Source organism: Gulosibacter sp. 10, from assembly GCF_900163695.1.
Classification (GTDB): Bacteria; Actinomycetota; Actinomycetes; order Actinomycetales; family Microbacteriaceae; genus Gulosibacter.
In genome coordinates, this window is sequence record NZ_FUIC01000029.1 from 15,608 (window position 1) to 39,804 (window position 24,197).

A 24,197-nucleotide genomic window follows, 5' to 3' on the forward strand; every position below is an offset into this window, starting at 1 on the left:
TCGCCGGTGAAGGGCGGCGCGGGCGATGACGCGGAAGGCGGGCGCCCTCCCATTCCCCGACTCCCTATTCCGCCGGCGGCAACTCGTCGGGGTACACGATGTCGATCTCGCTGATCGTCTTCGCGAAGTCCTTGCGATTATTGGTGAGGAATCGATCGGCGCCCGAGGATACCGCTGTCGCCAGATGGGCTGCATCCGCAGCGCGAAGACCGTAGGACACCGAAAGCGCGAGCGACAACCGCGAGGCGGGACCGTCCAGCGGAACCAGATTGATGCGGCTCAGCAGACTCAGCAGCGCCCCGGTCTCGTCGGATTCGGGGTCGTCCCGCATCGGTTTCGACAAGACCTCCGGGAGCAGCAGCACCGATCCCACGCCGGCGGTCTCCTCACCGGCCTCCCGGAACAACGCGGCGACTCGGGAGCCGAGAGGATGCCCCGCAGCTGCGGCGTAGATCAGCACATCGGCGTCGAAGGCAGTCTTCCCCTTCACCGTGCGTCGCGATCCGCATGAGCCTGCTCCACGAGCTCCTCCGCTCGCTCTCGCTCGATGACGGGAGCCCGAAGAGGCTCGGCCCGCGCCTGCTCCAGCAGCGCATCGATGCGATCGGCCCGACCCCAGGCCTCCGAGGCGCGGCGAGCCGCAAGCAGATCCGGGTGCACCAGTACGGCGACCACCCGGCCATGACGCGTGATCGCAACCTCTTCGCCCTTCTCGACTCGATCGAGCTGAGCAGGCAACGTCTGCCGTGCGGCGCTGGCGCTGATAGTGGGCATGGAGATATTGTACACCTCTGTACAATCTCACTCCAGAGTTTCCGTCGCCGAGTTCAGTCCGTCCGCAACACATCCGCGACGACGTGGATCGCGGTGGCGATGGGCGCGCTCAGCTCGATGTCCGAGCCGCGATGCCGGATGGTCATGAGGCCGGTGGTCGTCATGGGCGCCACGACCTTCAGCGCGGAGCCGACCACGATGCCCCGGTCCGCGAGGAACCGGAGGATGTCGGGATTCGCGTCCGAGACCCGCACCACCTCGACCTCCTGGCCGGCTCCACAGGCGGTCAGCAGCCGGGCCGGGATCGCGTCGGACCCGCCGCGGCCGCGCGCTCACTCGGCCGGCGCCGATTCCGCTGCCGACCTCGGCTCCGGGGCGGGCTCCCGCGCGGGCTTCGGCGCCGGGACGAAGGGCGTGAACTTCTTGGCCGCGACGATCACGACGAGGAGGATGGCGGGCACGATCCAGCCGCTCCATCCGGTGATGTTCGCGTGCAGCGGGTCGAACACGCCGTCGCGCTCGTAGAACACGACGAACAGCGTCGCCGCCGCGTTGAGGCTGCTGTGCGCCAGCGCGGCGGGCCAGACCGACCCGCCCCGCAGCCGGAGCCATCCGAAGATGCCGCCGAGGACGATGCAGGAGCCGACCATCGCGAGGACCGCGAGCCATCCCGGCGTGCCCGGATAGTTGTATCCGAGCAGGATGATCGGCGCGTGCCACAGCCCCCAGATCGCCCCGGAGAGGAGGATCGCAGGCCACGGCCCGAAGCGCAGCAGCTTCGGCAGCAGCCATCCGCGCCAGCCGATCTCCTCGCCCAGCGCGGGGAGGATGTTGACGAAGAGGGCGGCGATGAGCACGTTGAGGAACTGGCTCGCGACGAGCACGCCCAGGGGCACGGGCAGGTCGGCCTGCCCGCTCAGCTCGAGCAGCTGCTGGAATCCGGAGAAGTGGATGAAGTCGGCGGGGAAGAGCCCGAGCCACGAGCCGACCACGAGCGCCGCCAGGGTGAGCAGCACCGGGAGCACCAGGCCGAGCGCGAGATAGCCGATGAGCCTCCCCGCGGGACGGAGCGGCACGAGCCCCAGCGCCCGCGCCTTGTGCTTGGGCTTCTCGATGAAGAACACCGTGATGAGCGCGGCCGCCGTCGGCGCGAACATCATCGCCGTCATCAGGGTGCGCGCGTTGGCGGATTGCAGCCCGTCGCCGAACCAGAGCGGCAGCGCGATGAGCCACGCGAGCGCGAACGCCACCACCACGAACACCGCTATCGGCAGTCCCCCGCTCTTCGCGGCTGCATCAGTCTCGTTCTTCATCGTCCGCTCCCTCGTCTCGATTTCCTCGGCGCCCGCCGGGCTGCGTGCTCTCGGCCCGCGCCCCGAAGATGATCCTGTTGTTCTAGTGTCATATAGAACATTTAGCGACGCAATTCGTACGACCTTGGAGGAGTCGCCGGCGACGCGGAGCCGCAGATGTGCGCGATCCATCCGCTTCCGCCCCTGCGCGACTCGGACCCTGCCGACATCCGCACAGGCGCAGGCGCGAACAGAGGCATGAGCGCCCGGGCGCATCGCGCCGCCGAGAGGTGGATGGGACTTCCTCTCCGCGGCCGCGCCCCGGGCTAGGCTGGCCGCATGGAACTCCCCCAGATCGAATGCTGGCTCACCGACATGGACGGCGTGCTCGTGAGCGAGCAGCAGGCGCTCCCCGGGGCGAAGGAGCTCATCCAGCAGTGGACCGAGGCCGACGTCCCCTTCCTCGTACTGACCAACAACTCGATCTACACCGCGCGCGATCTCTCCGCGCGGCTGCGCAGCAAGGGCCTCAACGTGCCCGAGGACCGCATCTGGACCTCAGCGCTCGCCACCGCCGACTTCCTCGCGGGCCAGGTGCCGGGCGGATCCACCTTCGTCGTCGGCGAGGTGGGGCTGACCACGGCGCTGCACGAGGCCGGCTTCATCATGACCGAGGAGGACCCGGACTTCGTCGTCGTGGGCGAGACCCACAACTACTCCTTCGAGGCGATCACCAAGGCGATCCGGCTCATCAGCGGCGGCGCACGATTCATCGCCACGAACCCCGACGCCACCGGACCCTCGCCCGAGGGCATCCTGCCCGCCACCGGCGCGATCACCTCGCTCATCACGAAGGCGACGGGCGCGGAGCCCTATGTGATCGGCAAGCCGAACCCCATGATGTTCCGCTCCGCGCTGAACAAGATCGGCGCGCACTCCTCGAACACGGCGATGATCGGCGACCGCATGGACACCGACATCCTCGCCGGCATGGAGGCGGGTCTGCACACGATCCTCGTGATGTCGGGGATCACGAGCCCCACCGACATCTCGAAGCACCCCTACCGGCCCGACCGGGTGCTCAAGGGCGTGTACGAGCTCGTCGAGCGGCGTGCGGATGACGCGGTCGAGGTGGGGCGCGATGAGGGGTCGCGCGCAGGGGGTTCTTCGGGTAGGGATTCGCACTCGGAGGATTCGTCCGCGGGTGATTCGTCTACCGGCGATTTGTCTGCAGGTGATTCGCCTACCGCAGGGCATTCGCCCGCGTAGGGCCGATTCGAGGAGGTCTCGTCTGGCAGGGCGCGTCTGGACGGATCTCGTCCGGGAGGGGCCTCGTCCGGACGGCCCGGCCGGACCGACCTCGCCTGAACGGAGCGCGGTCGAACCGAGCACGTCCGAACCGAGTACATCCGAAGCGAGCACGTCGGAGCCCGGCGACACTGAACCCCGCACCTCCGAACCCGGCGAAGATCCCGGCTCAACCGACAACGCGCGTTCGAACGAAGCCGACCGAATGGGCTTCAGCCGAACGGGTACCGTTCGAACGAACATCGACGGGCCGGGCGACGGACGGGCCGACCGCTCCCGCCGAAGAAAAGACGGTGCGCACCCCGAGCCTAGCGGCGTGCAGGCCGGCCTGGCAGCTGCGCGCAGGGTGAGGGGACGGCGGGCACGCGCGCCGGGGATGAAGCCGTTTGCTCGCCCCTTCCGGCGATGCTCACGGCGGCGCCGGTGCCATGATGCTTGACGTGGCTCCGGTGCCGCGATGCTCGACGCAGATCCAGGGCTGCGGGTCGTCGAAAGGCTGGCTCTACGGGTTCATTCGAGGCATCCGCCTCGCTCCTGCCCACCCTGCCCACCTGACGTGCACAACGCCGCGTCCCCGCCCTTCGGCGACCGAAAGCACGCCAGTCGAACAGTATCGAGCGGTGATACCGGCAGGCTCACGTGTTTGCAGGAGGGCCGGCGCCGCCACGGGCCGAATCGATGCGTCATGCATGACCCTGCGCCGTACCGGCGCGGCGATGTCGGTGGCTCGTGGTCTACTGCAGTCATGAACCCGAACACACTGCTGTCTTCCCCGAAACATGCCGGAACACCCGCCGGCAAATGCCCAGGGGACGACTACGCGGCCGCGGCTGAACGGCGACTGCTGCGCGGTGATGACTGCACGGTGATGACTGCACGGGCAGGAAAACACGGGATGAAAACCACTGCGGAGTTATCCACAACCCGAAGAAAACAGCGACCCGCGTAGTAGAATGAATGCGCGAACACCGCAGGTGAACACACCGCACGAGAAGGAGGTGGGGACGATGACCACGACTGACACCGGGGCCGCCGACGCGGCTCGGCGCACGGATGTTCCTACCTCGAGCGGTGGCACTCCTTCTGCTCCTGACGTCCGCAGCAGCACAGGCAACGCCGGGGATGACCGCCCCCGTCCCAGTACTTTGTCCCGTCCCGTGGGGACCCCGGAACACCTCAAGGGCGGGACCCGTACCCCGGCAGCCATGCACAACCGGCGGCTACTCCTGGACGCTCTCGGTCACGCGGCGAAACTTCGGGCTTCCGCGGAAGCCCTCGAGACCCAGCTCCTCGCGGCCTCGTACGAGCACTGCCGGCAGCTCACCGCCGGCCACGGCCCCGACGCGTTCGAGCAAGAGCTGAAGTCGCTCGCGGCGGAGATCGGTGCCACCACCCGCACCAGTGACCGGACCGTGGCGGCGAAGCTCAATGCGGCACCGGCGTTGGAGGCCCGGTACCCGCGTACCGCGGACGCGTGGGGTCAAGGGTCGATCAGCACCGGGCATGTGCGAGTGATCGAGTCCTGCGGCGACGGCCTCACCCGTCCCGAGTCGATCCGGGTGTATGAAGAACTCGTGGTCGCGAAAGCCCTGGAAACCACGCCGGGCCGGTTACGGGTCTATGCGAAGCGCGTGGCGGCGGACCTGGAACCCGAGGAAACCGAGCACCGCCTCCGCCAGGCGCAGGACGAGCGCCGGGTGTGGGTCCAGGACGAGCCGGATGGCATGTGCCAGCTTTCCGCACTCCTGCCCGCGGTGGTGGGTGCGGGGATCTTCGACCGGCTCACTCAGACAGCGAAACAGCTCCACGACGCAGACCAGCACCCGGACGAGGAACGCACCTTCGACCAGACCCGCGCCGACGTGCTCGCCGACCTGCTCCTCACCGGCCAGGTCCCCCCGGACTCCCCGAACCACGTCGCGAAACCGATCCAGGCCACCGTCGCGATCACTGTGCCCGCGATCTCCCTGATCACTGCAGACCGCGCCACAACGACCCCGACCGCATCGACAGCATCGACCATCGATGTGACGACCGAATCAATACCGACATCGACCGTACCCGCCGAGCAGACGGCTGTCGGGGGATCGGTCTCGTTGGCCGCGTTCACGGGCCCTGCGGAACTCGCCGGCCGCACCCCGATCCCGATCCACACCGCGCTCGAGTTCTGCGGGGACACGGCCACCTGGTACCGGGTGCTTACCGACCCGATCGAGGGCACCCCGTTGAGTGCGGAGACCTACCGGCCACCCGCCGCACTCCGCCGACTACTCCAGATCCGAGACGTGACCTGCGTCGCACCCGGCTGCCGCCGGCTCGCGAAAGACTGCGACATCGACCACACCACCCCCTGGGCCCAAGGCGGCGACACGAAATACGACAACCTCGCGGTGCTGTGCCGCGGGCATCACACCATGCGCGAAGCCGGCTGGGTACTCGAACAGGACGGCCCCGGACGAACGGTCTGGATCTCCCCGACCGGACAACGATTCGTCGTCTACGAAGACCACGTCGCGCCAGGACTGAGGACCGCCGGACGACGGCACCACACCGACAAGCAGCATGCCGACCGACACCACGCCGAACCACCGCAGTGCCCGGAGCAGCAACACGCGGAACAGAACTCCCGCGATCAACGCCATACAGTGCGCAGCCATATGCGTCGAAACACCAAGGGGCAGCCTGCCCCGGCACCGCCGGGAGACGAGCCGCCGCCCTTCTAGGAACCCACGACGAAACCCTGCTCCGACGGCGACAACAAGCGGAAGGTTCCCGCGCCAACGGCATTCCTCGTGCCCCGACTAACATGGTCCCAAAGGATGACGTCCGCCGCGCCAGTCCATAACTTCAGTGTGCTCGTGCTCATCGCACTCATAGGGGCCACGGCTAGCCCGTGCAACCGTCATAGCCGACCGCCATAATCGATTTCCACAGCCGCGCGGCGGTTCGACGCCGCCAAGATCAGCCACCTCGCTCCCGGCTACCCGTGCTCCCCCTCGAGCGCACGCTTCAGCCAGCGATTGCGCTGCAGGATCAACCGCTCCATATAGCTTGTCAGCACCATCCGCTCGACGAGGCGCCCGAGCACACCCAGCGGCGCCGCGAACTCGATCCGGTCGATCATCACCGTGGCGTCCCCATCCGGGACGAAGCGATGCTCATGCCACCACCGCGCGAACGGCCCGCGCACCTGCTCGTCGACGAACCGCGTCGGACGCTCGTACTCGCTGATCACCGAAGTCAACCGGAACGGCAGCCCGAAGTGCCTCGCCCGCCAGGTGACCGTCTCGCCGGGACCGATCTCCCCGCTCGTCACCCCTGCGACCGCGCGCTCCCCCGACGCCTCCATCGAACCCGTATGCGCGTCGATCGACAGGCTCAACGCGAAGCACCGATCGATCGGGGCCATCACCCTCGTCTCCAGCAGCAGCGTCGGCACGCACGCCCCTCCCCTCGCGCTCGAGGCGACGCCCTCCCGGCGCCCACTCCTCCCCGCATCGTACGACCTACCCGAGGCCCCGGCACCGCCCGCCTCGGAGTACGGAGCCTCCCAGGAATGCGAAGTCGAGCAGGAATACGAAACTACCCAGGAATACAGAACCACCCAGGAATACGAAGCCGAGCATTCGCGTTGCCCGTGCCATGAAGGTCTCCCTCCTCGATCGTTCGCGAACCCGCGTCGACGCGCCCGAGGGCGAGGCCCTGCACAACACCGTCCGTCGAGCCCGATCGGCGGAGGCGCTCGGCTACCACCGCTTCTGGGTGGCCGAGCATCACGCCGTCCCCGGCATCGCCTCAGGCTCCCCCGCCGTGCTGCTCGCCGCCATCGGCGGCGCCACCCGGCGCATCCGCCTCGGCTCCGGCGGCGTGATGCTCCCCCAGCACCGGCCGCTCGTCGTCGCCGAGCAGTTCCGCATGCTCGAAGCGCTCCACCCCGGACGAATCGACCTCGGCATCGGCCGCTCCCTGGGCTTCACCGCCCCGGTGCGACGGGCCCTCGGCCGGGAACGTGCCCCGCTCGAGGAGTTCCAGGCCGAGCTCCGCGAGCTGCAGGCCTTCCTCGACGACACGGGCGAGATCACCGCGCGCCCCAGAACCGGCCCCGTGCCGGTCTTCGCGCTCGCGACCGGCTCCGGCGCCGACGTCGCCGCCCGACTCGGACTGCCGCTCGTCCTGGGCGGTCCGTCCCTGCTCGACCCCGACCTCCCACGACTCCTCGACCGATACCGCGAGCGCTTCGTCGCCGCGTCGTCCCCGACCGGCGCTCGATCGCCCTACGTGGTCCTCTCGCTCAGCGTCTTCATCGCCGACAGCGAGGACCGCGCCCGCGAACTCGCGCTGCCCGAGGCCTGGGCCATGGCCCGCTCCCGCCAGACCGGCGAGTTCCCGCCGCTCGAATCGCCCGAGCGGATCCGCGCCCAGCCGTGGTCGCCCCGGGTCCGCGAACGGATGGACCAGCAGCTCGAGCAGGTGCTCGCAGGCGAGGAGGACGCCGTAGCCGACCAGCTGCGGCGACTCGTCTCGAGGACGGCGGCGGACGAGCTTCTCGCCGCCACCTCCACCTACGACACGGCGGCGCTCCGCGAACTCGACGCCGCGCTCAAGCGGGTCGCCGACGACCTGTGATCCGGTCGCACGACGGGGCGGAATCGAAGTACCCGGTCCAGCCCGAGCCCGTAGCCGCACCTCCGGCCGCGCCCGCGCCCCGCCGCTATTCGGGGATGCCCGTCTGCTGATAGAGCGCCAGCCGCGGCTGCCCGTCGATGCGCCGGTAGATGCTCGACATCAACCCGACGAACGGCTTCGGCAGGTCGCCTCGGGTCGCGGATGCCCGATACACCAGCGCCGCGACGTCCTCGCTCATCGGGATCAGGCGCGCGTCCGTGATCTCGAAGGAGTCCCATCCGGGCATCCCGTCGAGAGTCGCGGCGATCTCGTCCCGCGTCATGGTCGCCCCGTTCACCAGCACGAACAAGCCGTCCCTGGTCATGAGCTCGCCATAGAACGTCCCGCCCAGGGACTCGCACAACGATCGCCACCCCGCGTGCTCGAGCGCCAGCAGTCGGTCCAGTTCCAGTTGAGCCATGCGCAGATTCTCGCAAGCCCGGGAGCGCGGTCCGTGGGTATCGCCTGGGCGGCGGCTTCGAACGCGGCGCAGCGCGAGAAGCCCGGATGCGCAGAAGAGCCCGCAGGCGGGTGCCGAGCGCGCAGAGCGAGCCGCTCCGGAGCCCTCAGACCTCCTCGGCCCGCAGCAGCCGCTCGAGGTACTCCCCGTACCCGGACTTGTTGAGCGGCGCCGCGAGTGCCGCGAGCCGCTCGTCGTCGATCCACCCGGCGCGCCACGCGATCTCCTCGATGCAGCCCACCTTGAGCCCCTGGCGATCCTCGATCACCTTCACGTACTCGGCGGCCTGCATCATCGACTCGAAGGTGCCCGTGTCGAGCCACGCAGTGCCGCGGTCGAGCACGTGCACCTGCAGCGTCCCGCGCCGCAGGTACTCGCTGTTCACGGAGGAGATCTCGAGCTCGCCGCGCGCCGAGGGCCGCACGCCCTTCGCGATCTCGATCACGTCGTTGTCGTAGAAGTAGAGCCCCGGCACGGCGTAGTGCGACTTGGGGCGCTGCGGCTTCTCCTCGATCGAGATCGCCCTCATGTCGGCGTCGAACTCGACCACGCCGTAGGCCCGCGGGTTCGCCACCTGGTACGCGAAGATCAGGCCGCCCTCCACCTCGCCGTGGGAGCGCAGCGAGGAGCCGAGCCCCGTGCCGTGGAAGATGTTGTCGCCGAGCACGAGCGCGACGGAGTCCCCGCCCACGAACTCCTCGCCGATGATGAACGCCTGCGCGAGCCCGTCGGGCGACGCCTGCTCGGCGTACTCGATGCGCATCCCGAGCTGCGCGCCGTCGCCGAACAGCGAGCGGAACTGGTCGTTGTACTCGGGCGTCGTGATGATCAGCACCTCGCGGATGCCCGCCATCATGAGCGTGGACAGCGGATAGTAGATCATCGGCTTGTCGTAGATCGGCATCAGCTGCTTCGAGATCCCGCGCGTGATCGGCCACAGGCGGGTGCCCGAGCCGCCCGCGAGGATGATGCCCTTCATCGCGGGCCCCCGGCGCCATCCAGCTCGGCGTAGAACGCGAGGCACTCCTCGTAGTCGGGCAGGATGCCGGCGTCCCTCGCCTTGAGCAGGCCCAGCGCCTCGGTGTCCTTCGGCGAGAGCAGCAGCTCCTCCTCGGGCAGGCCGAAGTCGAGCCCGATGGTCTTGCACAGCGGGTTCACGCCGTGCTCGCGGCCGGGCGCGTAGGTGGCCGAGCAGAGATAGCTGACGGTAGCGTCGTCCTCGAGCGCGACGAAGCAGTGCCCGAGCCCCTCCGCCACGTAGATCGCGCGGCGGTCGACATCGTCCAGCCGCACCGAGTCCCACGCTCCGAACGTCGGCGATCCCACGCGGATGTCGACGACGAAGTCGAGCACGGCGCCCCGAGTGCAGGTGACGTACTTCGCCTGGCTCGGCGGCACGTCGGCGAAGTGGATGCCGCGCACCGTGCCGCGCCGCGACACCGACGTGTTCGCCTGCCTGAGGTCGAGCGGGTGCCCCACCGCCTCCTCGAGCCGATCGAACCGGTAGTACTCGAGGAACACCCCTCGGTCATCCGGAAACTGCCGAGGCGTCACTTCGAAGCTTCCAGGAACGGCGAGTTCGCGTATATCCATATGGAGGAGTCTAGGAGTAGACCCCTGGATGCCGGGCTACCATAGCCGGATCGACCGTGCCCTTCGAAGGTGGATATGACCGCTCTCCCGAGAATCCTGGTGCTGCTCGCGACCCATAACGGCGAGCAGTTCCTCGCCGAACAGCTCGACTCGGTGCTGAATCAGCGCGGCGTCGAGGTCTCGGTCGTGGTCTCGGACGACGCCTCGACCGACGGCACCCTCGCCGCGCTCGACCGGTATCGCGGCGACGGGCGGGTCCGCGTGCTCGAGCCCGGCGAGTTCGGCTCCTCCGCCGCCAACTTCTTCCGCCTCGTGCGCGAGGTGCCGGCCGAGGAGTACGACGCGATCGGCTTCTGCGACCAGGACGACATCTGGATGCCCTGGAAGCTGCAGCGGCACTACGAGCTGCTCTCGCTCTCGAACGGGCTCGACGGCCGCGGCCCCTACGCCGGCGTCTCCTCCAACGTCACGGCGGTGCAGCCGGACGGCACCCGGCAGATCGTCGTGAAGAACCAGCTCCAGCGCCAGTGCGACTACGCCTTCGAGTCCGGCGGCCCCGGCTCGACCTTCCTGCTGCGCCCCGAGGCCTACGAGTTCGTCCGCGAGCAGCTGCTCGTCCAGAACGGCCCCGCGTCCCTCGCCAACTCCCACGACTGGCTGTTCTACGCGCTCGTGCGCGCGCACGGCTGGCGCTGGTTCATCGACGGCGAGTCCTCCGTGGACTACCGACAGCACGGCCGCAACGAGCTCGGCGCGAACGAGGGGCTGCAGCAGAACTGGCGGCGCCTGCGCGGCATCGTCGCCGGCACGCACCACCAGGACGCGCTGCGCATCATCCTCGCCTGCCGCCCCGTCGCCGCGGGCCGCACCTCGGCGCAGCTCGAATGGCTCTACGAGCGCGTGGCCGCCTGCAACTTCACCTCGCGGCTGCGGCTCGTCCGGCACATGCACCGGTTCCGACGCCGACGTCGCGACCAGCTCGCGCTGGCCGCGACGCTCGTCACGGGGCTCTGGTAGCCGAACCGGCCGGCTACGCGAGCGCCGGCGAGTCCCAGAGGTCCAGCACCGTGCCGATGCTCCTCTCCTGCGCCGTGCGGTAGAGCTCGGTCGCCCACGCGACGTCCTCCACCGGCATGCCGCCCACCGAGTAGAGGATGATCTCCTCGTCGTCGCGCCGCGCCGGGATGGCGCCGGTCGCCACGTCCGCGATCTCCTCCAGCTTGGACTCGGGCAGCTCGCCCGCCCGCAGCAGGTCGTGGAAGTGCGTGCCCGGGATCCCCAGCAGCTCGTAGGCCTGCGTGCCGTACTCCTCGGCCCAGGCGTCGTAGAGCCCCCGGGCGTCGAGCACGAGCCGCGCATCGTTCACGATGAAGTCGTCGTCGAAGCGGGCCGCGGCCGGCAGCAGCAGGAGCGCGCCCGGCTTGAGCGCGGACTTCGGGAAGTAAGGGAAGGCCGGCGAGCCGCCGAAGTCGGTCGTCGTGGCCGCCACCACGATGTCGGCGCCGTCGACGGCGTCCTCGATGGTCTCGCACGCGATCACCTCGCGCACCTGCGGATGCGTCTCCTTCACGTACTCGACGAAGGCCTGGAGCCCCGCTGTGCTGCGCCCCTTCACCTTCACGGTGGTGACGCTCGGCCGCAGGGCCAGCGTGGCCGCGAGGGTGGTGCGCCCCATGACGCCCGGCCCGATGATCGCGACGACCTCCGCGTCGGCCTTCGCGAGGTGCTTGACGCCCACGCCCGGCACCGCGCCGGTGCGGTAGGCGCTGAGCAGGTTCGCGCTCATCACGGCGAGCGGCGCGCCGGTGTCGGAGTCGTTCAGGGTGAACAGGTGGATCGAGCGCGGCAGCCCGCGCTTGCGGTTCTCCGCGTTGGAGCCGTACCACTTCACCCCGGTCGTCCCGAAGCGGCCGCCGAGGTACGCCGGCATCGCCATGAAGCGGCGGTCGGGCCCGTCGGCGGGCATGCCGGGGAACTCGGGCTGCTGCGGGAAGGTGATCATCGCGCCGTGGGAGTTGTGGTTCTCGCCGGCCATGATGTAGTCGCCCTTGCGCATGAGCACGAGCGCCTCCTCCATCACGTCGACGCAGCGGGCGATATCGGTCACCCCCGCCTCGATCATGTCGGGCTCGTTGAGGTAGCGGAAGTCGATTGCGGTCACGGAGAGTTCCTTTCGTCGGGACTCGGTCGGTGGTCGTATGGGGTATCGGGGATGGACGTCGGACGGGGGTGGCGCAGTCGGCCCCGCCTCGGACACGGCCTGGTCTCGCCTGGCCTGGTCTCGGGCCCGGCCGGGCGCCCGGTCAGATGGCCGCGGCGTCGAGCTCGCCGGTGCGGACGCGGATGGCTCGGAGCACCTCGGTGACCCAGACCTTCCCGTCGCCGAGCTCGCCGTCGCCGCCCGTGCGCGCGGCGTCGAGGATGGTGCCCAGCGCGAGGTCGAGGCGCTCGTCGTCGACGAGGAGCTCGAGGCGCACCTTCGTGCGGAACTCGACGGAGTAGGCCTGGCCGCGGTAGAACTCGGTGCGGCCGGCCTGGACCCCGCGCCCCTGCACATCGGTGACGGTGAGGCCGGCGAATCCGGCCTTCTCGAGCGCGGAGCACACGGTTTCGAGGCGGATGGGCTTGATGACTGCGGTGATGAGCTTCATGGTGTCTCCTTGCTGACGACGGTACGGAAGGCCTTCGGGGATCCGGTCAGCGCATTCAGAGGATGCGCCCCTCGTAGGCCGACTCCGCGTGCTGCGAGCGGTCGAGCCCCGCGGCCTCGTCCTCGGGCGTCGAGCGGATCGGGACGATCTTGTTCATGACCCAGGCGATGATGAAGGTCATGACGAACGAGTAGACGAGCGTGACGCCGATCGCCACGAGCTCCTTCCAGATGAGGTTCGGGTCGCCGCCGAAGAGCACCCCGGTGATCCCCGCGGGCGCCGAGCTCGCCGCGAACAGCACGGCGCAGAGCGCGCCGACGATGCCGGAGATGCCGTGCACCGCGAACACGTCGAGCGAGTCGTCGATGCGGTGCTTGCGCTTCCAGGTGATCGCCCACGCGGCCGCCATCGAGGCGAGCAGGCCGACGAGCAGCGCGCCCACCGGGTCGACCGCATCGGCCACCGGGGTGATGCCCACGAGGCCGGAGATGAGGCCGGTGCCGAGGCCGAGCATCGTGGCGTGGCCGTCGCGGATGCGCTCCACGACCATGAAGCCGAGCATGCCGCCGCAGGCCGCCAGCAGCGACGTGAGCACGACGTACTGGGCGAGGAAGTTCGCACCGCCCGCGGTGCCGCCGTTGAAGCCCATCCAGCCGGTGGCGATGAGCCCGACGCCCACGAGCATGAGCGGCAGGTTGTGGGGCCGCGCGGAGGGGGTGCTCCGGCGCCCGAGCACGAGGGCGAGCGCGAGGCCGGCAGCACCGGCGTTCATGTGCACCGCGGTGCCGCCCGCGAAGTCGTGCAGGCCGAGCACGTTGCGCATCCAGCCGCCGACGACGCCCGTCTCGGGATCCGAGATCGCGAACACCCAGTGCCCCATGGGCGCGTAGACCAGCAGCACCCAGAGCGCCGCGAAGATCAGCCAGGCGCCGAACTTCATCCTGCCCGCGGCGCCGGAGGAGACCAGCGCCACGCTGATCGCGGCGAAGAGGATGTAGAAGGCGCCCCACAGGGTCGAGCCCGCGCCGTCGTCGGCCATGAAGGCGCTGAAGAAGGAGTATTCGAACGGGTTGCCGATGATGCCCGCGCCGCCGACCGAGTCGCCGAGCACGAGCCCGTGCCCGACGAGGACGTAGACCACCGCGGTGACGGCGAGCGAGCTCATCACCATCAGCATCATGTTGAGGACGTTCCGCCCGTTGAGCATGCCGCCGTAGAGCATCGACAGGCCCGGGAACATGAGCAGGACCATGGCGAACGCGGCGAGGATCCAGGCGATATCTGCTGGCTGCATTGTCATCCCCTTGAGGAGTCGTGATGAGGGAACCTCCGAATGGTCACCCTTCATGCGACAAAAGTAACTGGCAGTAGAATCTACTGTCAACTAGAAAGTTCTAATAGCTACCATCAGTGGACAATCGCCCTCGTCATCGGAGCGGTGCGAAGCGCAGAGGAGACAGCACGCATGCACGCGAAGCCATCGGACGCAGAAGTCGTCGTGATCGGGCTGGGGGCCGCCGGCTCCCACGCCGCCCGGCGGATCGCCGAAACGGGCGTCGAGGTCATCGGCCTCGAGGCCGAGCAGCTCCTGCACACCCGCGGCGCCTACGCGGGCGAGAGCCGGCTCTTCCGGGCCGCCTACCACGAGGGCGCGGAGTACGTGCCGCTGCTGCTCGAGTCGCGCGAGGAGTGGCTCGAGCTGCAGCGAGGGGGATCCCGCGAGATCCTCCGCGAGACGGGCGTGCTCTCGATCGGCTCGGCCGCGGCGCCCCAGATGCGCCGGGTACGCGAGTCGCTCCGGCACGCGGGCGTCGCGCACCGCGCGCTCTCGACCGCCGAGCTGCGGGAGCAGCATCCCCAGCACGGCGGCATCACCGACGAGATCGGCGTGCTCGACCTGCTCGGCGGCGTGCTGCGGCCCGAGGCGGCCGTGGCGGAGCTGCAGCGGCGGGCGCGCCTCGCGGGCGCCGAGCTGCGCGGCGGGCAGCGGGTCGCCGCCGTCGAGGAGCGCGGGAATCGCGCGATCGTGCGGCTCGGGCACGGCGAGGAGCTGAGCGCCCGCGTCGCGGTGCTCGCCCCCGGCGTGCACGCGCCCGCCCTGCTGCCGCGGCTCGCGCCGCACCTCGTCATCCGTCCCATCGGCCTCACCTGGTTCTGCCCCGAGGACGCGGAGGCGTTCTCGCCCGAGCGCTTCCCCGCGTTCATCCGCGACCACGGGAGCACGCACCTCTTCGGCGCCCCGACGCTCGACGGCACGCTCGTGAAGGCCGGCTACGACGCGCGGCTCGGCACCATCGCCGATCCCGCCGAGCTCCCCGGCGCGCTCGCCGACGAGCAGCGCGAGGCCGTGGCCGCCGACGTGCACCGCCTGCTGCCCGGGCTGCCGCCGTACGTGGCCCGCGAATCCGTCCACATGGACCTCTTCACCGCCGACAAGCGCCCCGTCATCGGTGCGCTCGGCGAGCGGATCGTCGTCGGCATCGGGTTCTCGGGACACGGATTCAAACTCGCACCCGCGGTCGGGAACGCGCTCGCCGACCTCGCGCTCGCGCGGCCGACCCGGCACGACCTGTCGGCCTTCTCTCCGGACCGGTTCGCGGGCTGAGCGCGGCCCGGGCGGGCGCAGCCCGTGTTCTCGCACAGATGCATCGGCACAGCTGCGTCGGCACAGATGCGTCGCAGAATGCGGTTATGCGGGGCCCGGAACCGCGATCTGCGACGCATCTGCGGGATGGGCACGGGCTGCGCGCGGGCCGTGCCGGCGGATCGGCGGGGCCCGGCGGGCCGGGCCGACGGGGCCGGGCGCAGCCCGCGCGGCTACTCCTGCGGGTAGGTGCGTGGCGGGCGGGAGGCCTCGGTCCAGCGCTCGACCCACTCCGGGGTCCGGCGATCCTCGGGGATGCCGCCGGCGAGCGCGGCCACCTCGGCGACGTCCACGCCGCCGCCCTCCTCGCGGAGGAACCGGCCGCGCACGATCGCGTGGGCGTACACGGTCTCGCCGATCACGAAGGTCTGCTCGACGTAGAACCACCGCTCGTCCATGCCGATGATGCGGGTGCGCAGGTCGAAGCGCTGCCCGAGCTTGAGCGACCTCCGGTACGAGATCGTCTGCCCCGCCACCACCGGATACCAGCCCTCGCGCCGCAGCTTCGGCCAGAACCCGGAGCGGAACATGAGATCCATGCGCCCCAGGTCCATCATCGTGAGGTACTTGCCGTTGTTCACGTGCCCGAGCAGGTCGAGGTCGGCCACCCCCACCCGCAGCGACGTGCGCGCCGTATCCCAGATGCCGAGTCGGCCGCCCCGGCGCCGGCGCAGCCGGAGCAGCAGCAGCCGCAGGTACATGTTCATCGGGCGTCCCTCCTCCGCCGGCCGACCGGCCGCGATCCGCGGGCCAGCCTATGCAGTCGCGCCGCCGACGGCCGTCTCCCTTGTGGGTTGGCTACAACGGATCGCGGTTCCGATCAGCGGCGTCCCATACCGACGTACGTCCAGCCGGCGGCGCGCCAGGTGGCCGCGTCGAGGCAGTTGCGGCCGTCGACGACGAGCGGATGCGCAACCCGCTCGCGCACCTCGGCCGGGTCCAGCGACCGGAACTGCGGCCACTCGGTGAGCACCATGACGGCGTCCGCGTCGGCCGTCGCCTCCGCCGCCGAGTCAACGACCTCGCATCCCGTGCCCAGCCTCCGCACCGCGTCGGCCGCCTCGGGATCGGCGATGCGCACCCGCGCGCCCAGGCGCGCCAGCGTGCGCGCCACGTCGAGGGCCGGGGAGTCACGGATGTCGTCGCTGTCGGGCTTGAACGCGGCGCCGAGCACCGCGATCCGCGCCCCCTCGAGCGGCCCGTCGAGGCGGGCGCGGAGCAGCTCGATCACCCGCGTGCGCTGGCGCGTGTTCAGCGCGTCGACGTCCCGCAGGAAGTCGAGCGACTCCCCCGCCCCGAGCTCCTCGGCCCGGGCCGCGAAGGCGCGGATGTCCTTCGGCAGGCAGCCGCCGCCGAAGCCGATGCCGGCGCGCAGGAACTTCCGGCCGATGCGGTCGTCGTGGCCGATGGCCTCGGCGAGCGTCGCGACGTCGGCGCCGGTCGCGTCGCACAGCTCGGCCATCGCGTTGATGAACGAGATCTTCGTCGCGAGGAAGGCGTTCGCGGAGGTCTTCACGAGCTCGGCGGTCGCGTAGTCGGCGACCACCTTCGGCGTCTCGCGCGAGAGCAGCTCCGCGTAGACCTCGTCGAGCGAGCGCTCCGCCCGCCGCGCGGCCTCCGGATCCGGGTCGAGCCCGTACACGAGGCGGTCCGGGCTGAGGGTGTCCTGCACCGCGAAGCCCTCGCGCAGGAACTCGGGGTTCCACGCGAGCCCGATCCCGGCGGGGCGCAGCCGCTCGGCGAGCGCCGCCGCCGTGCCCACCGGCACCGTCGACTTGCCGACCACGAGCGGGCCGTCCTCCCCGGGCCCCCGCGCAGCGCCTCCGTGCCCCGACAGCGCGGCCAGCAGCGAGTCCGCCGCCGCCTCGATGAATCGCAGATCGGCCGCATCCCCGCCCTCGACCTGGGGCGTGCCCACGGCGATGAAGTGCACCTCGGCATCCGCGGCCTCGGCGTAGTCGGTGCTGAAGCGCAGCCGCCCGGACTCCACCCCGCGCCGCAGCAGCTCCGCGAGGCCCGGCTCGAAGAAGGGCGCCCGCCCCGCCGCGAGCGCGGCGATGCGATCGGCGTCCGTGTCGATGCCCACCACCGAGTGGCCGAGCTCCGCCATGCAGGCCGCGTGCACCGCGCCGAGATAACCGCAGCCGACGACTGAGATCCGCTTCATATCGTTTCCGTCTTCCTTCGCACTCGCAGGGCCCGCTCCGCGGCGGACGCGTCCGGACAGGCAACCGCACCAAATTGAACGGAAGCCAAATCGACGCGCCGGGCTCCGGCCGCGTAGACTGGCACGCTGATCCATGTCAGGACGCCTGACCCGTACGACCACGAGAGAGGCGGATGGCTACTCCGCGATCGGGTTTCATCCCGGAGATACAGGGGCTGCGCACCATCGCGCTCCTGCTCGTGGCGACCTTCCACATCTGGTTCGACCGGGTCTCGGGCGGCGTCGATGTGTTCCTCCTCGTCTCAGCCTATCTGCTGACCCGCTCGCTCACCGCGCGGGCCGAGCGGGGCGTCCGCACCCGGCCCGTCGAGTTCCTCGTGAACAAGTTCGCCCGGCTCCTGCCCGCGGCCGCGACCACGATCGCGCTCGTCGTGCTGGCCGGGCTCGTGCTCATGCCCCTCGCGATGCGCAGCGGGCTCCTCGGCGACTCCCTCGCAGCGCTGCTCTACGGCGAGAACTTCCGCCTCCAGGCCGCCCAGGTCGACTACTTCCAGGAGGCCGGATCGGTCGCGAGCCCGCTCCAGCACTTCTGGTCCCTCGCGATCCAGGGCCAGGTCTTCGTGCTCTGGGCCGTGCTGCACCTCCTCGGCGAGCTCGCCGCGCGCGCCTGCGGGCGCGACCTGCGCGCGGTGCTCGCCGTCGGCTTCGGCGCGATCTTCGCCGGCTCGCTCGCCTACTCGGTCTGGCTCACGGACGCGAACCAGACCCTCGCCTACTTCGACACCGGCGCGCGCCTGTGGGAGTTCGCGGCCGGCTCGCTGCTCGCGCTCGCGCATCCGCTGCTGCGCCTCCCCGCCCGCCTGCGCGCCGGGATGAGCTGGCTCGGCCTCGCGGGCATCCTCACCGGCGGCGTCCTGCTGCCGGTCGAGTCGAGCTTCCCCGGCTACATCGCGCTGTGGCCGGTGCTCTCCGCCGCGCTCGTCATCCTCGGCGCCGGCACGGGCACTGCGGATTCGCGGCCCGCCGGGGCCGGGAGGCTGCTGGCCAGGCCCCTGCTCACCACCATCGGCGGCTACACCTACGCGCTCTACCTCGTCCACTGGCCGGTGCTCGTCTTCTACCTGCTCGCCTCCGGCGCGAGCCGCCCGGGCCCCGTCGCCGGCACGCTGCTGCTCCTCCTCTCCGGCGTGCTCAGCGTGCTCGTCCATCACCTCGTGGAGCGCCCCGTCTCGGCCTTCCTCGCGCGCCGCCGCGAGCGGGAGCCCGCCCCGGACGGCCGGCTGAAGCCGGCGCGCAGGCCCGTGTCGTCCAGGCCCGCGTCGTCCAGACCTGCGACCCGGCCCGCGCTCGCGGTCGGCGCGTTCCTCGCGGCCGGCGTCGTGCTCGTCGGCTCCGCGGGCCTCGTCACCGAGCAGCGGCTCCGCGAGGCGGAGGAGAACGCGGTGGCGATCGATTACGCGGCGCTGGGCGCCAACTCCGCCGAGACGCTCGACTTCGACCCGGGCCAGGAGCACGCCGCCGCCGGCGACTGGACCCGGCCCGGCAACGACTGCGCCCCGGACGACCCCTACGCGAGCCACCGCTGCTTCCTCTTCCCCGTCGCCGAGGGCGAGGAGGTCGAGCGCGACATCCTGCTCGTCGGCAGCTCCCACGCGAACCAGCTCGCCGGCACGCTGCTCGAGACCGTCGCGCGCCAGCCCGACTGGTCCATGCGCACCTACTTCGCCGCGGACTGCCACTACGCCTACTCGCAGCAGGCCGACGCCACCGAGGAGTGCATCGGCACGTGGGAGGCCGCGAGCCGCTACGTCGTGGAGCAGCAGCCCGACCTCGTCATCGTGATCGGCACGCATTCCGAGGCCGCCGGCGACATCCCCGCCGAGGGGCTCGACCTGTGGCTGCAGGACATGCAGTCGCACTCGCCCGACTCCCAGTTCGTCGCGGTGCGCGACAACCCCCGCTTCGAGGACTCGATGTTCGAGTGCGGCCAGCTGCGCGGCTTCGACGACATCGGCTGCCTGCGCCCCTACCCCGGCGGCGAGATCGACGAGTGGCGCGAGCACCTCGAGTCGCTCGACGTGACCTGGGCGGACCTCAACGGCGGCATCTGCACGGAGGGCGTGTGCGCCCCCATCCGCGGCGGCCTGTTCACCTACATGGACACGAACCACCTCACCGACTCGTTCACCCGCTCGCTCTCGCAGCTGCTCGCCGACCAGCTCGTGGAGCGCATCGAGTGGTGGCCAGTCGACGCGTACGCGGGCGAGTACGATGACCGGATCATCCGCGACCAGACCTAGGAGCCCGATGACGCGCGCCGAACGACGCAGCATCGAACGCCCGGGCGCGGCCCCGCGGCCTGCGGCCGGCGACGCCCCGTCGGGGTTCATCCCCGAGATCCAGGGGCTGCGGACCGTCGCGCTGCTCATGGTCGCGACCTTCCACATCTGGTTCGGCAAGGTCTCGGGCGGCGTGGACATCTTCCTGCTCGTCTCGGCCTACCTGATGACCCGCTCGCTCACCGCGCGCAGCGAGCGCGGCGCACTCACCCGGCCGGTCTCGTACCTCATCCGCAAGTTCTCGCGGCTGCTGCCCGCCGCCGTGGCCGCCATCGCGCTCACGCTCGTGGCGGTGTTCGCGCTCATGCCGCCGAACCTGTGGCAGGGCTCGCTCAGCGACGCGGTGCACTCGCTCTTCTACGTGGAGAACCTGCGGCTGCAGGACGCCGCCGTCAACTACTTCGACGCCGACCACTCCTCCGCGAGCCCCTTCCAGCACTTCTGGTCGCTCTCGGTGCAGGGGCAGGTCTTCATCCTCTTCGCCCTGCTGCACCTCGTCGGCGACCTCCTCGCCCGCGCGCTCAAGCGGCCCGTGCGCGGGGTGCTGCTCGGGATGTTCGGGCTCGTCGCGGTCGGCTCCTTCGCCTACTCGGTGTGGCTCACCGATCAGAACCAGGCCTACGCCTACTTCGACACGGGTGCGCGCCTATGGGAGTTCGCGGTGGGCTCGCTGCTCGCGCTCGTGCATCCGCGGCTGCGGCTCCCGGCCGCCTTCCGCGCCTGGGCCTCGTGGATCGGCGTGGCCGCGATGCTCGCGTGCGGCTTCGTGCTGCCCGTCGAGTCGAGCTTCCCCGGCTGGGCCGCGCTGTGGCCGGTCGCGGCGGCGGCGCTCGTGATCATCTCGGCCGGCGAGCCGACCCGGCGGGGCGCGGACCGGGTGCTCGCCCACGGCGTGCTCAACACGCTCGGCGGCTACACCTACGCGCTCTACCTCACCCACTGGCCCGTGCTCGTACTCTTCCTGTGGCTCTCCGGCACCGAGCAGGCGAACTGGTGGCAGGGGCTGCTCGTGCTCGCCGCCTCCGGCGCGCTGAGCCTGCTCATCGCCCGCGGCGTCGAGCAGCCCATGGCGGCCTGGCTGCGGCGGGACCGCCCCGCGAAGCCGCGCTGGCTGCCGCAGGTCGGCTGGCGCAGCCCCCTCGCCGTGCTCCTCAGCGCGGGCCTCGTGCTCGGCCTCGCGGGCGCGGGCGGGGCCGTGCTGCAGCAGCGGCTCGAGCAGGACGCCGCCTCGGCGGAGGGGCTCGCCCTCTCCGAGCTCGGCGCCAACGCGGACCCCGCGCGGCCGATCGTCTCCGAGCCGGTGCCGGCGCAGAGCCTCGTCGAGGACGACTGGGTCTCCCCGGGGCCGGACTGCGGCGCGAACGATCCCTACCGCACCCCGCTCTGCTACGAGATCCCGGCCGTCGACGGCGAGGCCGAGCACTCGATCTACGCGATCGGCAGCTCCCACTCCACCCAGTTCAACGGCACGCTGCTCGAGGCCGTGAACCGGCACCCCGAGTGGTCCTTCCGCTCGCAGGTCTCCCCCGGCTGCTACTACACGACCCGCCACGACGTGGGCGCCGGATGCGCCGAGCTGTGGGACCGGGCGGCCGAGTACATCGCCGAGGAGCAGCCCGACCTCGTCGTGCTGTTCGGCACGCAGACCTATCACGAGTTCGAGCTCACCCAGCCCGACCTCATCGAATGGATCGAGGCCGGCACGGCCGCCTCGCCCGGCACCCGGTTCGTCGTCGTCCGCGACAACCCGCGCGTGCCGTTCTCCCCCTTCGAGTGCGCCTCGATGCACGGCTACGACAGCGAGGAGTGCGTCTTCCGCTACGAGACGAGCACCGACCCCGGCTACATCACCGCGATCGAGGAGACCGGCGCGATCTGGGTGGATCTCAACGACTCCATCTGCCCCGGCCGCGAATGCCGGCCCTCGCGCGGGGGCATCGTGACCTACCTCGACGACAGCCACCTCACCGGCACCTACGCCCGCTCGCTCGCGCAGAAGTTCACGAACGCGATCGCCGACGAGGTCGAGTGGTGGCCCGAGCGGGTCTACGAGGAGGGCGAGTACGTGGACCGCGCGGGCAACCACGACGTGCTCGAGGACCTCAACAAGTAGCCCGCGGCCATGAGCAGTCCGACCGCGAACGGCGCGAAGACCGGCTACCTGCCCGAGGTGCAGGGGCTGCGCACCGTCGCGCTCGGTCTGGTCGCCGTCTTCCACGTCTGGTTCGGCCGGGTCTCGGGCGGCGTGGACGTGTTCTTCGTCGTCTCCGCCTACCTCATGACGCGCTCGCTCGCGGCGCGCGCCGAGGCGGGGCGCATCACGCGGCCTGTCGAGCATCTGCTCGGCAAGTTCGCGCGGCTGCTGCCCGCGGCGGCCGCCGCGATCGTGCTCATCCTGCTCGCCGTGTGCCTGCTCGAGCCCGTGCCGCTGTGGGAGCAGCACCTCGAGGCCGCGCGGGCCTCGCTGCTCTACGTCGAGAACCGCGAGCTGCAGCTCGCCTCGGCCGACTACCTCGACCCCGGCCCCGCCGGCCCGAGCCCCTTCCAGCACTTCTGGTCGCTCTCGGTGCAGGGCCAGGCCTTCGTCGTGTGGGCGCTGCTGCACTGCCTCGGCGACCTCGCGGCGAGAGTCCTCGGCCTGCCCGTGCGCCGCGTGCTGCTCGGCGTCTTCGCGCTCATCGGCGCCCTCTCATTCGGCTACGCCCTGCACCTCGTCGCCGTGGACCAGTCGTTCGCGTACTTCGACACCGCCGCGCGGCTGTGGGAGTTCGCGGCCGGCTCGCTGCTCGCGCTCGCGCAGCACCGGCTGCGCCTGCCCGCCGCGCTGCGGGCGGGATGCGGCTGGCTCGGCCTGCTCGCGATCCTCGCGTGCGGCTTCGCGCTGCCCGTCGAGTCGAGCTTTCCCGGCTGGGCCGCGCTGTGGCCCGTGCTCGCCTCGCTGCTCGTGATCCTCGCGGCCGCGGCGCCCGGCGCTCCGCCGACGGGGGCGGGGCGGCTGCTCGCGCATCCGCTGCTCGCCGCGGCCGGCCGGTACACGTACGCGCTCTACCTGCTGCACTGGCCGGTGCTCGTGCTCTCGCTCTCGGCCCTCGGGATCGACCGCGCCGACTGGCTGCTCGGCACCGCCGTCCTCGTCGTCTCGGCCCTGCTCTCGGTGCTCCTCGCCCGCGGCGTCGAGCAGCCCGTGCTGCGATGGCTGCGGCGGACCCGGCACGACGCCGCGACCGGGCGCGGCGGCGGGCGGCGCGGGGCGGCGGGGCTCCGCGGGATGCTCCGCGCCTTCCTCCGCCGCAATCGGCGGCCGGGCATCGCCGTCCTGCTGCTGCTCGCGATGGGATTCGGGGCGGTCGGCGCCGCGGGCGGGATCGGGCAGGCGCGGCTCGACGGGGTGCGGGCCGAGTACGCGGCGCTCGACATCCCCTCCCTCGGGGCGAACGCCGCGGGCGGGGCCGCGAGCGCCGACCCGCCCGCCGAGCTCCTCGACTACGTGCGCAAGGACACCTCCGTGCCGGGCGAGCGCTGCGCGGAGGGCGCCCCGCACGCCGCCGAGCTGTGCTTCGACCTGCCCCCGCTGGACGGCGCCGAGCCCGACCGCACGATCCTCGCGCTCGGCAACTCGCACTCGATCCAGTTCAACGGCGCCCTGCTCGAGGCGGTCGAGCGGCAGCCGACCTGGGCGCTGCACACCCGCGGCGCGTGGTCCTGCACGATCGAGACCGCGCAGGAGCGGGGCGGCGCCTGCGTCGAGCTGTGGCCGACCGCGCTCGACTGGATCGAGGAGCACCGCCCCGACGCGGTCGTGCTGTTCGGCACGCAGTCCACGCTCACGCAGGAGCTGTCGCAGTGGGGACTGCTCGAGTGGATCGAGGAGGCGCGCGAGCGCTCGCCGGGAACCGAGTTCGTGGCGGTGCGCGACAATCCGCGCTTCGACCGCGATCCGGCCGCCTGCGCCGGCGAGTTCGGCCCCTTCGCGAGCGGCTGCCTCGAGGCGCCCGTGGACGCGCTCGACCCCGAGTTCGTGGCGGCGCTCGAGGCCGCCGGCGTGATCTGGGTGGACCTGCAGGACGCGATCTGCCCGGACGGCGTGTGCGCGCCCGCGCAGGGCGGTCTGTGGGTGTTCCAGGACGACAACCACCTCACCGACACGTACGCGCGCTCCCTCGCCCAGCGGTTCGCCGAGCAGGTGCATCCCCGCCTCGAGTGGTGGCCCGAGGAGGTCTACTCGAGCGGCGAGCTCGTCGACCGCTCGCCGCCCGGGGACATCCTCGAGCACACGGAGGAGGACTAGCGCGCACCGCGCTCCG

The 24,197-nt window shown here is 71.0% G+C and carries 20 protein-coding genes and 1 pseudogene; 8 read left to right on the forward strand and 13 right to left on the reverse strand.

Translation table 11 applies throughout. The annotated features are described in order from the left end of the window. Window positions 1-64: 64 nt before the first annotated feature. From FM112_RS11230 to FM112_RS11245, 4 genes are read right to left on the reverse strand one after another with little or no spacing between them, the layout of a single operon-like run. The gene (locus FM112_RS11230; RefSeq protein WP_176386793.1) at window positions 65-490 is read right to left on the reverse strand and encodes a PIN domain-containing protein; all 426 of its coding nucleotides are present in this window, start codon (window positions 488-490) and stop codon (window positions 65-67) included. Further along, window positions 487-774 (reverse strand): type II toxin-antitoxin system Phd/YefM family antitoxin, encoded by a 288-nt coding sequence (locus FM112_RS11235; RefSeq protein WP_140400662.1) that lies wholly within the window; start codon window positions 772-774, stop codon window positions 487-489. Before FM112_RS11235 ends, FM112_RS11230 begins: the two co-directional genes overlap by 4 nt. A 53-nt stretch (window positions 775-827) precedes the next feature. After that, entirely contained in the window at window positions 828-1,079 is a 252-nt protein-coding gene (locus tag FM112_RS11240) for a FeoA family protein (protein ID WP_087007552.1), read from the reverse strand. Window positions 1,080-1,106: 27 nt separating this feature from the next. Beyond that, window positions 1,107-2,087, reverse strand: coding sequence for a CPBP family intramembrane glutamic endopeptidase (locus FM112_RS11245; RefSeq protein ID WP_087007554.1), 981 nt, complete (start codon window positions 2,085-2,087; stop codon window positions 1,107-1,109). A 318-nt stretch (window positions 2,088-2,405) separates the two neighbouring features. Here FM112_RS11245 and FM112_RS11250 point away from each other — a divergent pair. After that, window positions 2,406-3,173, forward strand: a pseudogene (locus FM112_RS11250) (HAD-IIA family hydrolase); the annotation flags it as partial. A 1,406-nt stretch (window positions 3,174-4,579) separates the two neighbouring features. Continuing rightward, window positions 4,580-6,097 carry an HNH endonuclease signature motif containing protein gene (locus FM112_RS11255; protein ID WP_176386794.1) on the forward strand — a complete coding sequence of 506 codons (1,518 nt, stop codon included), beginning with the start codon at window positions 4,580-4,582 and terminating at the stop codon, window positions 6,095-6,097. Window positions 6,098-6,354: 257 nt separating this feature from the next. Here FM112_RS11255 and FM112_RS11260 read toward each other — a convergent pair whose 3' ends face one another. Next, on the reverse strand, window positions 6,355-6,813 hold the full coding sequence (locus FM112_RS11260) for an SRPBCC family protein (protein WP_254910465.1): 459 nt from the start codon (window positions 6,811-6,813) through the stop codon (window positions 6,355-6,357). A 203-nt stretch (window positions 6,814-7,016) separates the two neighbouring features. On the opposite strand from FM112_RS11260, the gene FM112_RS11265 reads away from it, so the two are divergent. Beyond that, window positions 7,017-8,000 (forward strand): MsnO8 family LLM class oxidoreductase, encoded by a 984-nt coding sequence (locus FM112_RS11265; RefSeq protein ID WP_087007560.1) that lies wholly within the window; start codon window positions 7,017-7,019, stop codon window positions 7,998-8,000. Between the two features lie 85 nt (window positions 8,001-8,085). Here FM112_RS11265 and FM112_RS11270 read toward each other — a convergent pair whose 3' ends face one another. From FM112_RS11270 to FM112_RS11280, 3 genes are all read right to left on the reverse strand, one after another. Then, window positions 8,086-8,460, reverse strand: a complete 375-nt coding sequence (locus FM112_RS11270; protein ID WP_087007561.1) for a nuclear transport factor 2 family protein — start codon at window positions 8,458-8,460, stop codon at window positions 8,086-8,088. 145 nt (window positions 8,461-8,605) lie between these two features. Continuing rightward, complete coding sequence (gene rfbA / locus FM112_RS11275; protein ID WP_087007563.1) at window positions 8,606-9,478, reverse strand: glucose-1-phosphate thymidylyltransferase RfbA; 873 nt, start codon at window positions 9,476-9,478, stop codon at window positions 8,606-8,608. Then, the gene (locus FM112_RS11280) at window positions 9,475-10,092 is read right to left on the reverse strand and encodes a dTDP-4-dehydrorhamnose 3,5-epimerase family protein (RefSeq protein WP_087007565.1); all 618 of its coding nucleotides are present in this window, start codon (window positions 10,090-10,092) and stop codon (window positions 9,475-9,477) included. The genes rfbA and FM112_RS11280 overlap by 4 nt, the downstream gene beginning before the upstream one ends. 75 nt (window positions 10,093-10,167) lie before the next feature. On the opposite strand from FM112_RS11280, the gene FM112_RS11285 reads away from it, so the two are divergent. Next, window positions 10,168-11,109, forward strand: coding sequence for a glycosyltransferase (locus FM112_RS11285; protein WP_087007568.1), 942 nt, complete (start codon window positions 10,168-10,170; stop codon window positions 11,107-11,109). A 13-nt stretch (window positions 11,110-11,122) separates the two neighbouring features. Here FM112_RS11285 and FM112_RS11290 read toward each other — a convergent pair whose 3' ends face one another. The 3 genes from FM112_RS11290 to FM112_RS11300 form a co-directional block, all read right to left on the reverse strand. Further along, window positions 11,123-12,253, reverse strand: coding sequence for a tyramine oxidase subunit B (locus FM112_RS11290; RefSeq protein WP_254910466.1), 1,131 nt, complete (start codon window positions 12,251-12,253; stop codon window positions 11,123-11,125). A gap of 142 nt (window positions 12,254-12,395) precedes the next feature. Beyond that, complete coding sequence (locus FM112_RS11295) at window positions 12,396-12,743, reverse strand: P-II family nitrogen regulator (RefSeq protein WP_087007570.1); 348 nt, start codon at window positions 12,741-12,743, stop codon at window positions 12,396-12,398. 55 nt (window positions 12,744-12,798) lie between these two features. After that, window positions 12,799-14,037 (reverse strand): ammonium transporter, encoded by a 1,239-nt coding sequence (locus tag FM112_RS11300; protein WP_087007571.1) that lies wholly within the window; start codon window positions 14,035-14,037, stop codon window positions 12,799-12,801. A gap of 171 nt (window positions 14,038-14,208) precedes the next feature. Here FM112_RS11300 and solA point away from each other — a divergent pair, with 171 nt between their 5' ends. Next, window positions 14,209-15,348: an N-methyl-L-tryptophan oxidase gene (gene solA / locus FM112_RS11305; RefSeq protein ID WP_176386795.1), complete on the forward strand. Its 1,140-nt coding sequence runs from the start codon at window positions 14,209-14,211 to the stop codon at window positions 15,346-15,348. Window positions 15,349-15,560: 212 nt separating this feature from the next. Here the strand turns inward: solA and FM112_RS11310 are convergent, their stop codons facing one another. Further along, complete coding sequence (locus FM112_RS11310; RefSeq protein ID WP_087007577.1) at window positions 15,561-16,094, reverse strand: thioesterase family protein; 534 nt, start codon at window positions 16,092-16,094, stop codon at window positions 15,561-15,563. A 113-nt stretch (window positions 16,095-16,207) separates the two neighbouring features. Continuing rightward, complete coding sequence (locus FM112_RS11315) at window positions 16,208-17,554, reverse strand: UDP-glucose/GDP-mannose dehydrogenase family protein (RefSeq protein WP_087007579.1); 1,347 nt, start codon at window positions 17,552-17,554, stop codon at window positions 16,208-16,210. A gap of 173 nt (window positions 17,555-17,727) precedes the next feature. On the opposite strand from FM112_RS11315, the gene FM112_RS11320 reads away from it, so the two are divergent. From FM112_RS11320 to FM112_RS11330, 3 genes are read left to right on the forward strand one after another with little or no spacing between them, the layout of a single operon-like run. Further along, window positions 17,728-19,854: an acyltransferase family protein gene (locus FM112_RS11320; protein ID WP_087007581.1), complete on the forward strand. Its 2,127-nt coding sequence runs from the start codon at window positions 17,728-17,730 to the stop codon at window positions 19,852-19,854. A gap of 7 nt (window positions 19,855-19,861) precedes the next feature. After that, complete coding sequence (locus FM112_RS11325; RefSeq protein ID WP_176386796.1) at window positions 19,862-22,006, forward strand: acyltransferase family protein; 2,145 nt, start codon at window positions 19,862-19,864, stop codon at window positions 22,004-22,006. A gap of 9 nt (window positions 22,007-22,015) precedes the next feature. Continuing rightward, window positions 22,016-24,181, forward strand: a complete 2,166-nt coding sequence (locus FM112_RS11330) for an acyltransferase family protein (RefSeq protein ID WP_087007585.1) — start codon at window positions 22,016-22,018, stop codon at window positions 24,179-24,181. The last annotated feature ends 16 nt before the right edge of the window (window positions 24,182-24,197 follow it).

Excerpts from the sequence above, each read along its gene's own strand:
- FM112_RS11280 (WP_087007565.1), bottom strand. The coding sequence starts at position 10,092 with ATGGATATACGCGAACTCGCCGTTCCTGGAAGCTTCGAAGTGACGCCT.
- FM112_RS11325 (WP_176386796.1), top strand. The coding sequence starts at position 19,862 with ATGACGCGCGCCGAACGACGCAGCATCGAACGCCCGGGCGCGGCCCCG.
- FM112_RS11255 (WP_176386794.1), top strand. The coding sequence starts at position 4,580 with ATGCACAACCGGCGGCTACTCCTGGACGCTCTCGGTCACGCGGCGAAA.
- FM112_RS11320 (WP_087007581.1), top strand. The coding sequence starts at position 17,728 with ATGGCTACTCCGCGATCGGGTTTCATCCCGGAGATACAGGGGCTGCGC.
- solA (WP_176386795.1), top strand. The coding sequence starts at position 14,209 with ATGCACGCGAAGCCATCGGACGCAGAAGTCGTCGTGATCGGGCTGGGG.
- FM112_RS11285 (WP_087007568.1), top strand. The coding sequence starts at position 10,168 with ATGACCGCTCTCCCGAGAATCCTGGTGCTGCTCGCGACCCATAACGGC.
- FM112_RS11295 (WP_087007570.1), bottom strand. The coding sequence starts at position 12,743 with ATGAAGCTCATCACCGCAGTCATCAAGCCCATCCGCCTCGAAACCGTG.
- FM112_RS11330 (WP_087007585.1), top strand. The coding sequence starts at position 22,016 with ATGAGCAGTCCGACCGCGAACGGCGCGAAGACCGGCTACCTGCCCGAG.
- FM112_RS11245 (WP_087007554.1), bottom strand. The coding sequence starts at position 2,087 with ATGAAGAACGAGACTGATGCAGCCGCGAAGAGCGGGGGACTGCCGATA.
- FM112_RS11270 (WP_087007561.1), bottom strand. The coding sequence starts at position 8,460 with ATGGCTCAACTGGAACTGGACCGACTGCTGGCGCTCGAGCACGCGGGG.
- FM112_RS11300 (WP_087007571.1), bottom strand. The coding sequence starts at position 14,037 with ATGCAGCCAGCAGATATCGCCTGGATCCTCGCCGCGTTCGCCATGGTC.
- FM112_RS11265 (WP_087007560.1), top strand. The coding sequence starts at position 7,017 with ATGAAGGTCTCCCTCCTCGATCGTTCGCGAACCCGCGTCGACGCGCCC.
- FM112_RS11310 (WP_087007577.1), bottom strand. The coding sequence starts at position 16,094 with ATGAACATGTACCTGCGGCTGCTGCTGCTCCGGCTGCGCCGGCGCCGG.
- FM112_RS11235 (WP_140400662.1), bottom strand. The coding sequence starts at position 774 with ATGCCCACTATCAGCGCCAGCGCCGCACGGCAGACGTTGCCTGCTCAG.
- FM112_RS11315 (WP_087007579.1), bottom strand. The coding sequence starts at position 17,554 with ATGAAGCGGATCTCAGTCGTCGGCTGCGGTTATCTCGGCGCGGTGCAC.
- rfbA (WP_087007563.1), bottom strand. The coding sequence starts at position 9,478 with ATGAAGGGCATCATCCTCGCGGGCGGCTCGGGCACCCGCCTGTGGCCG.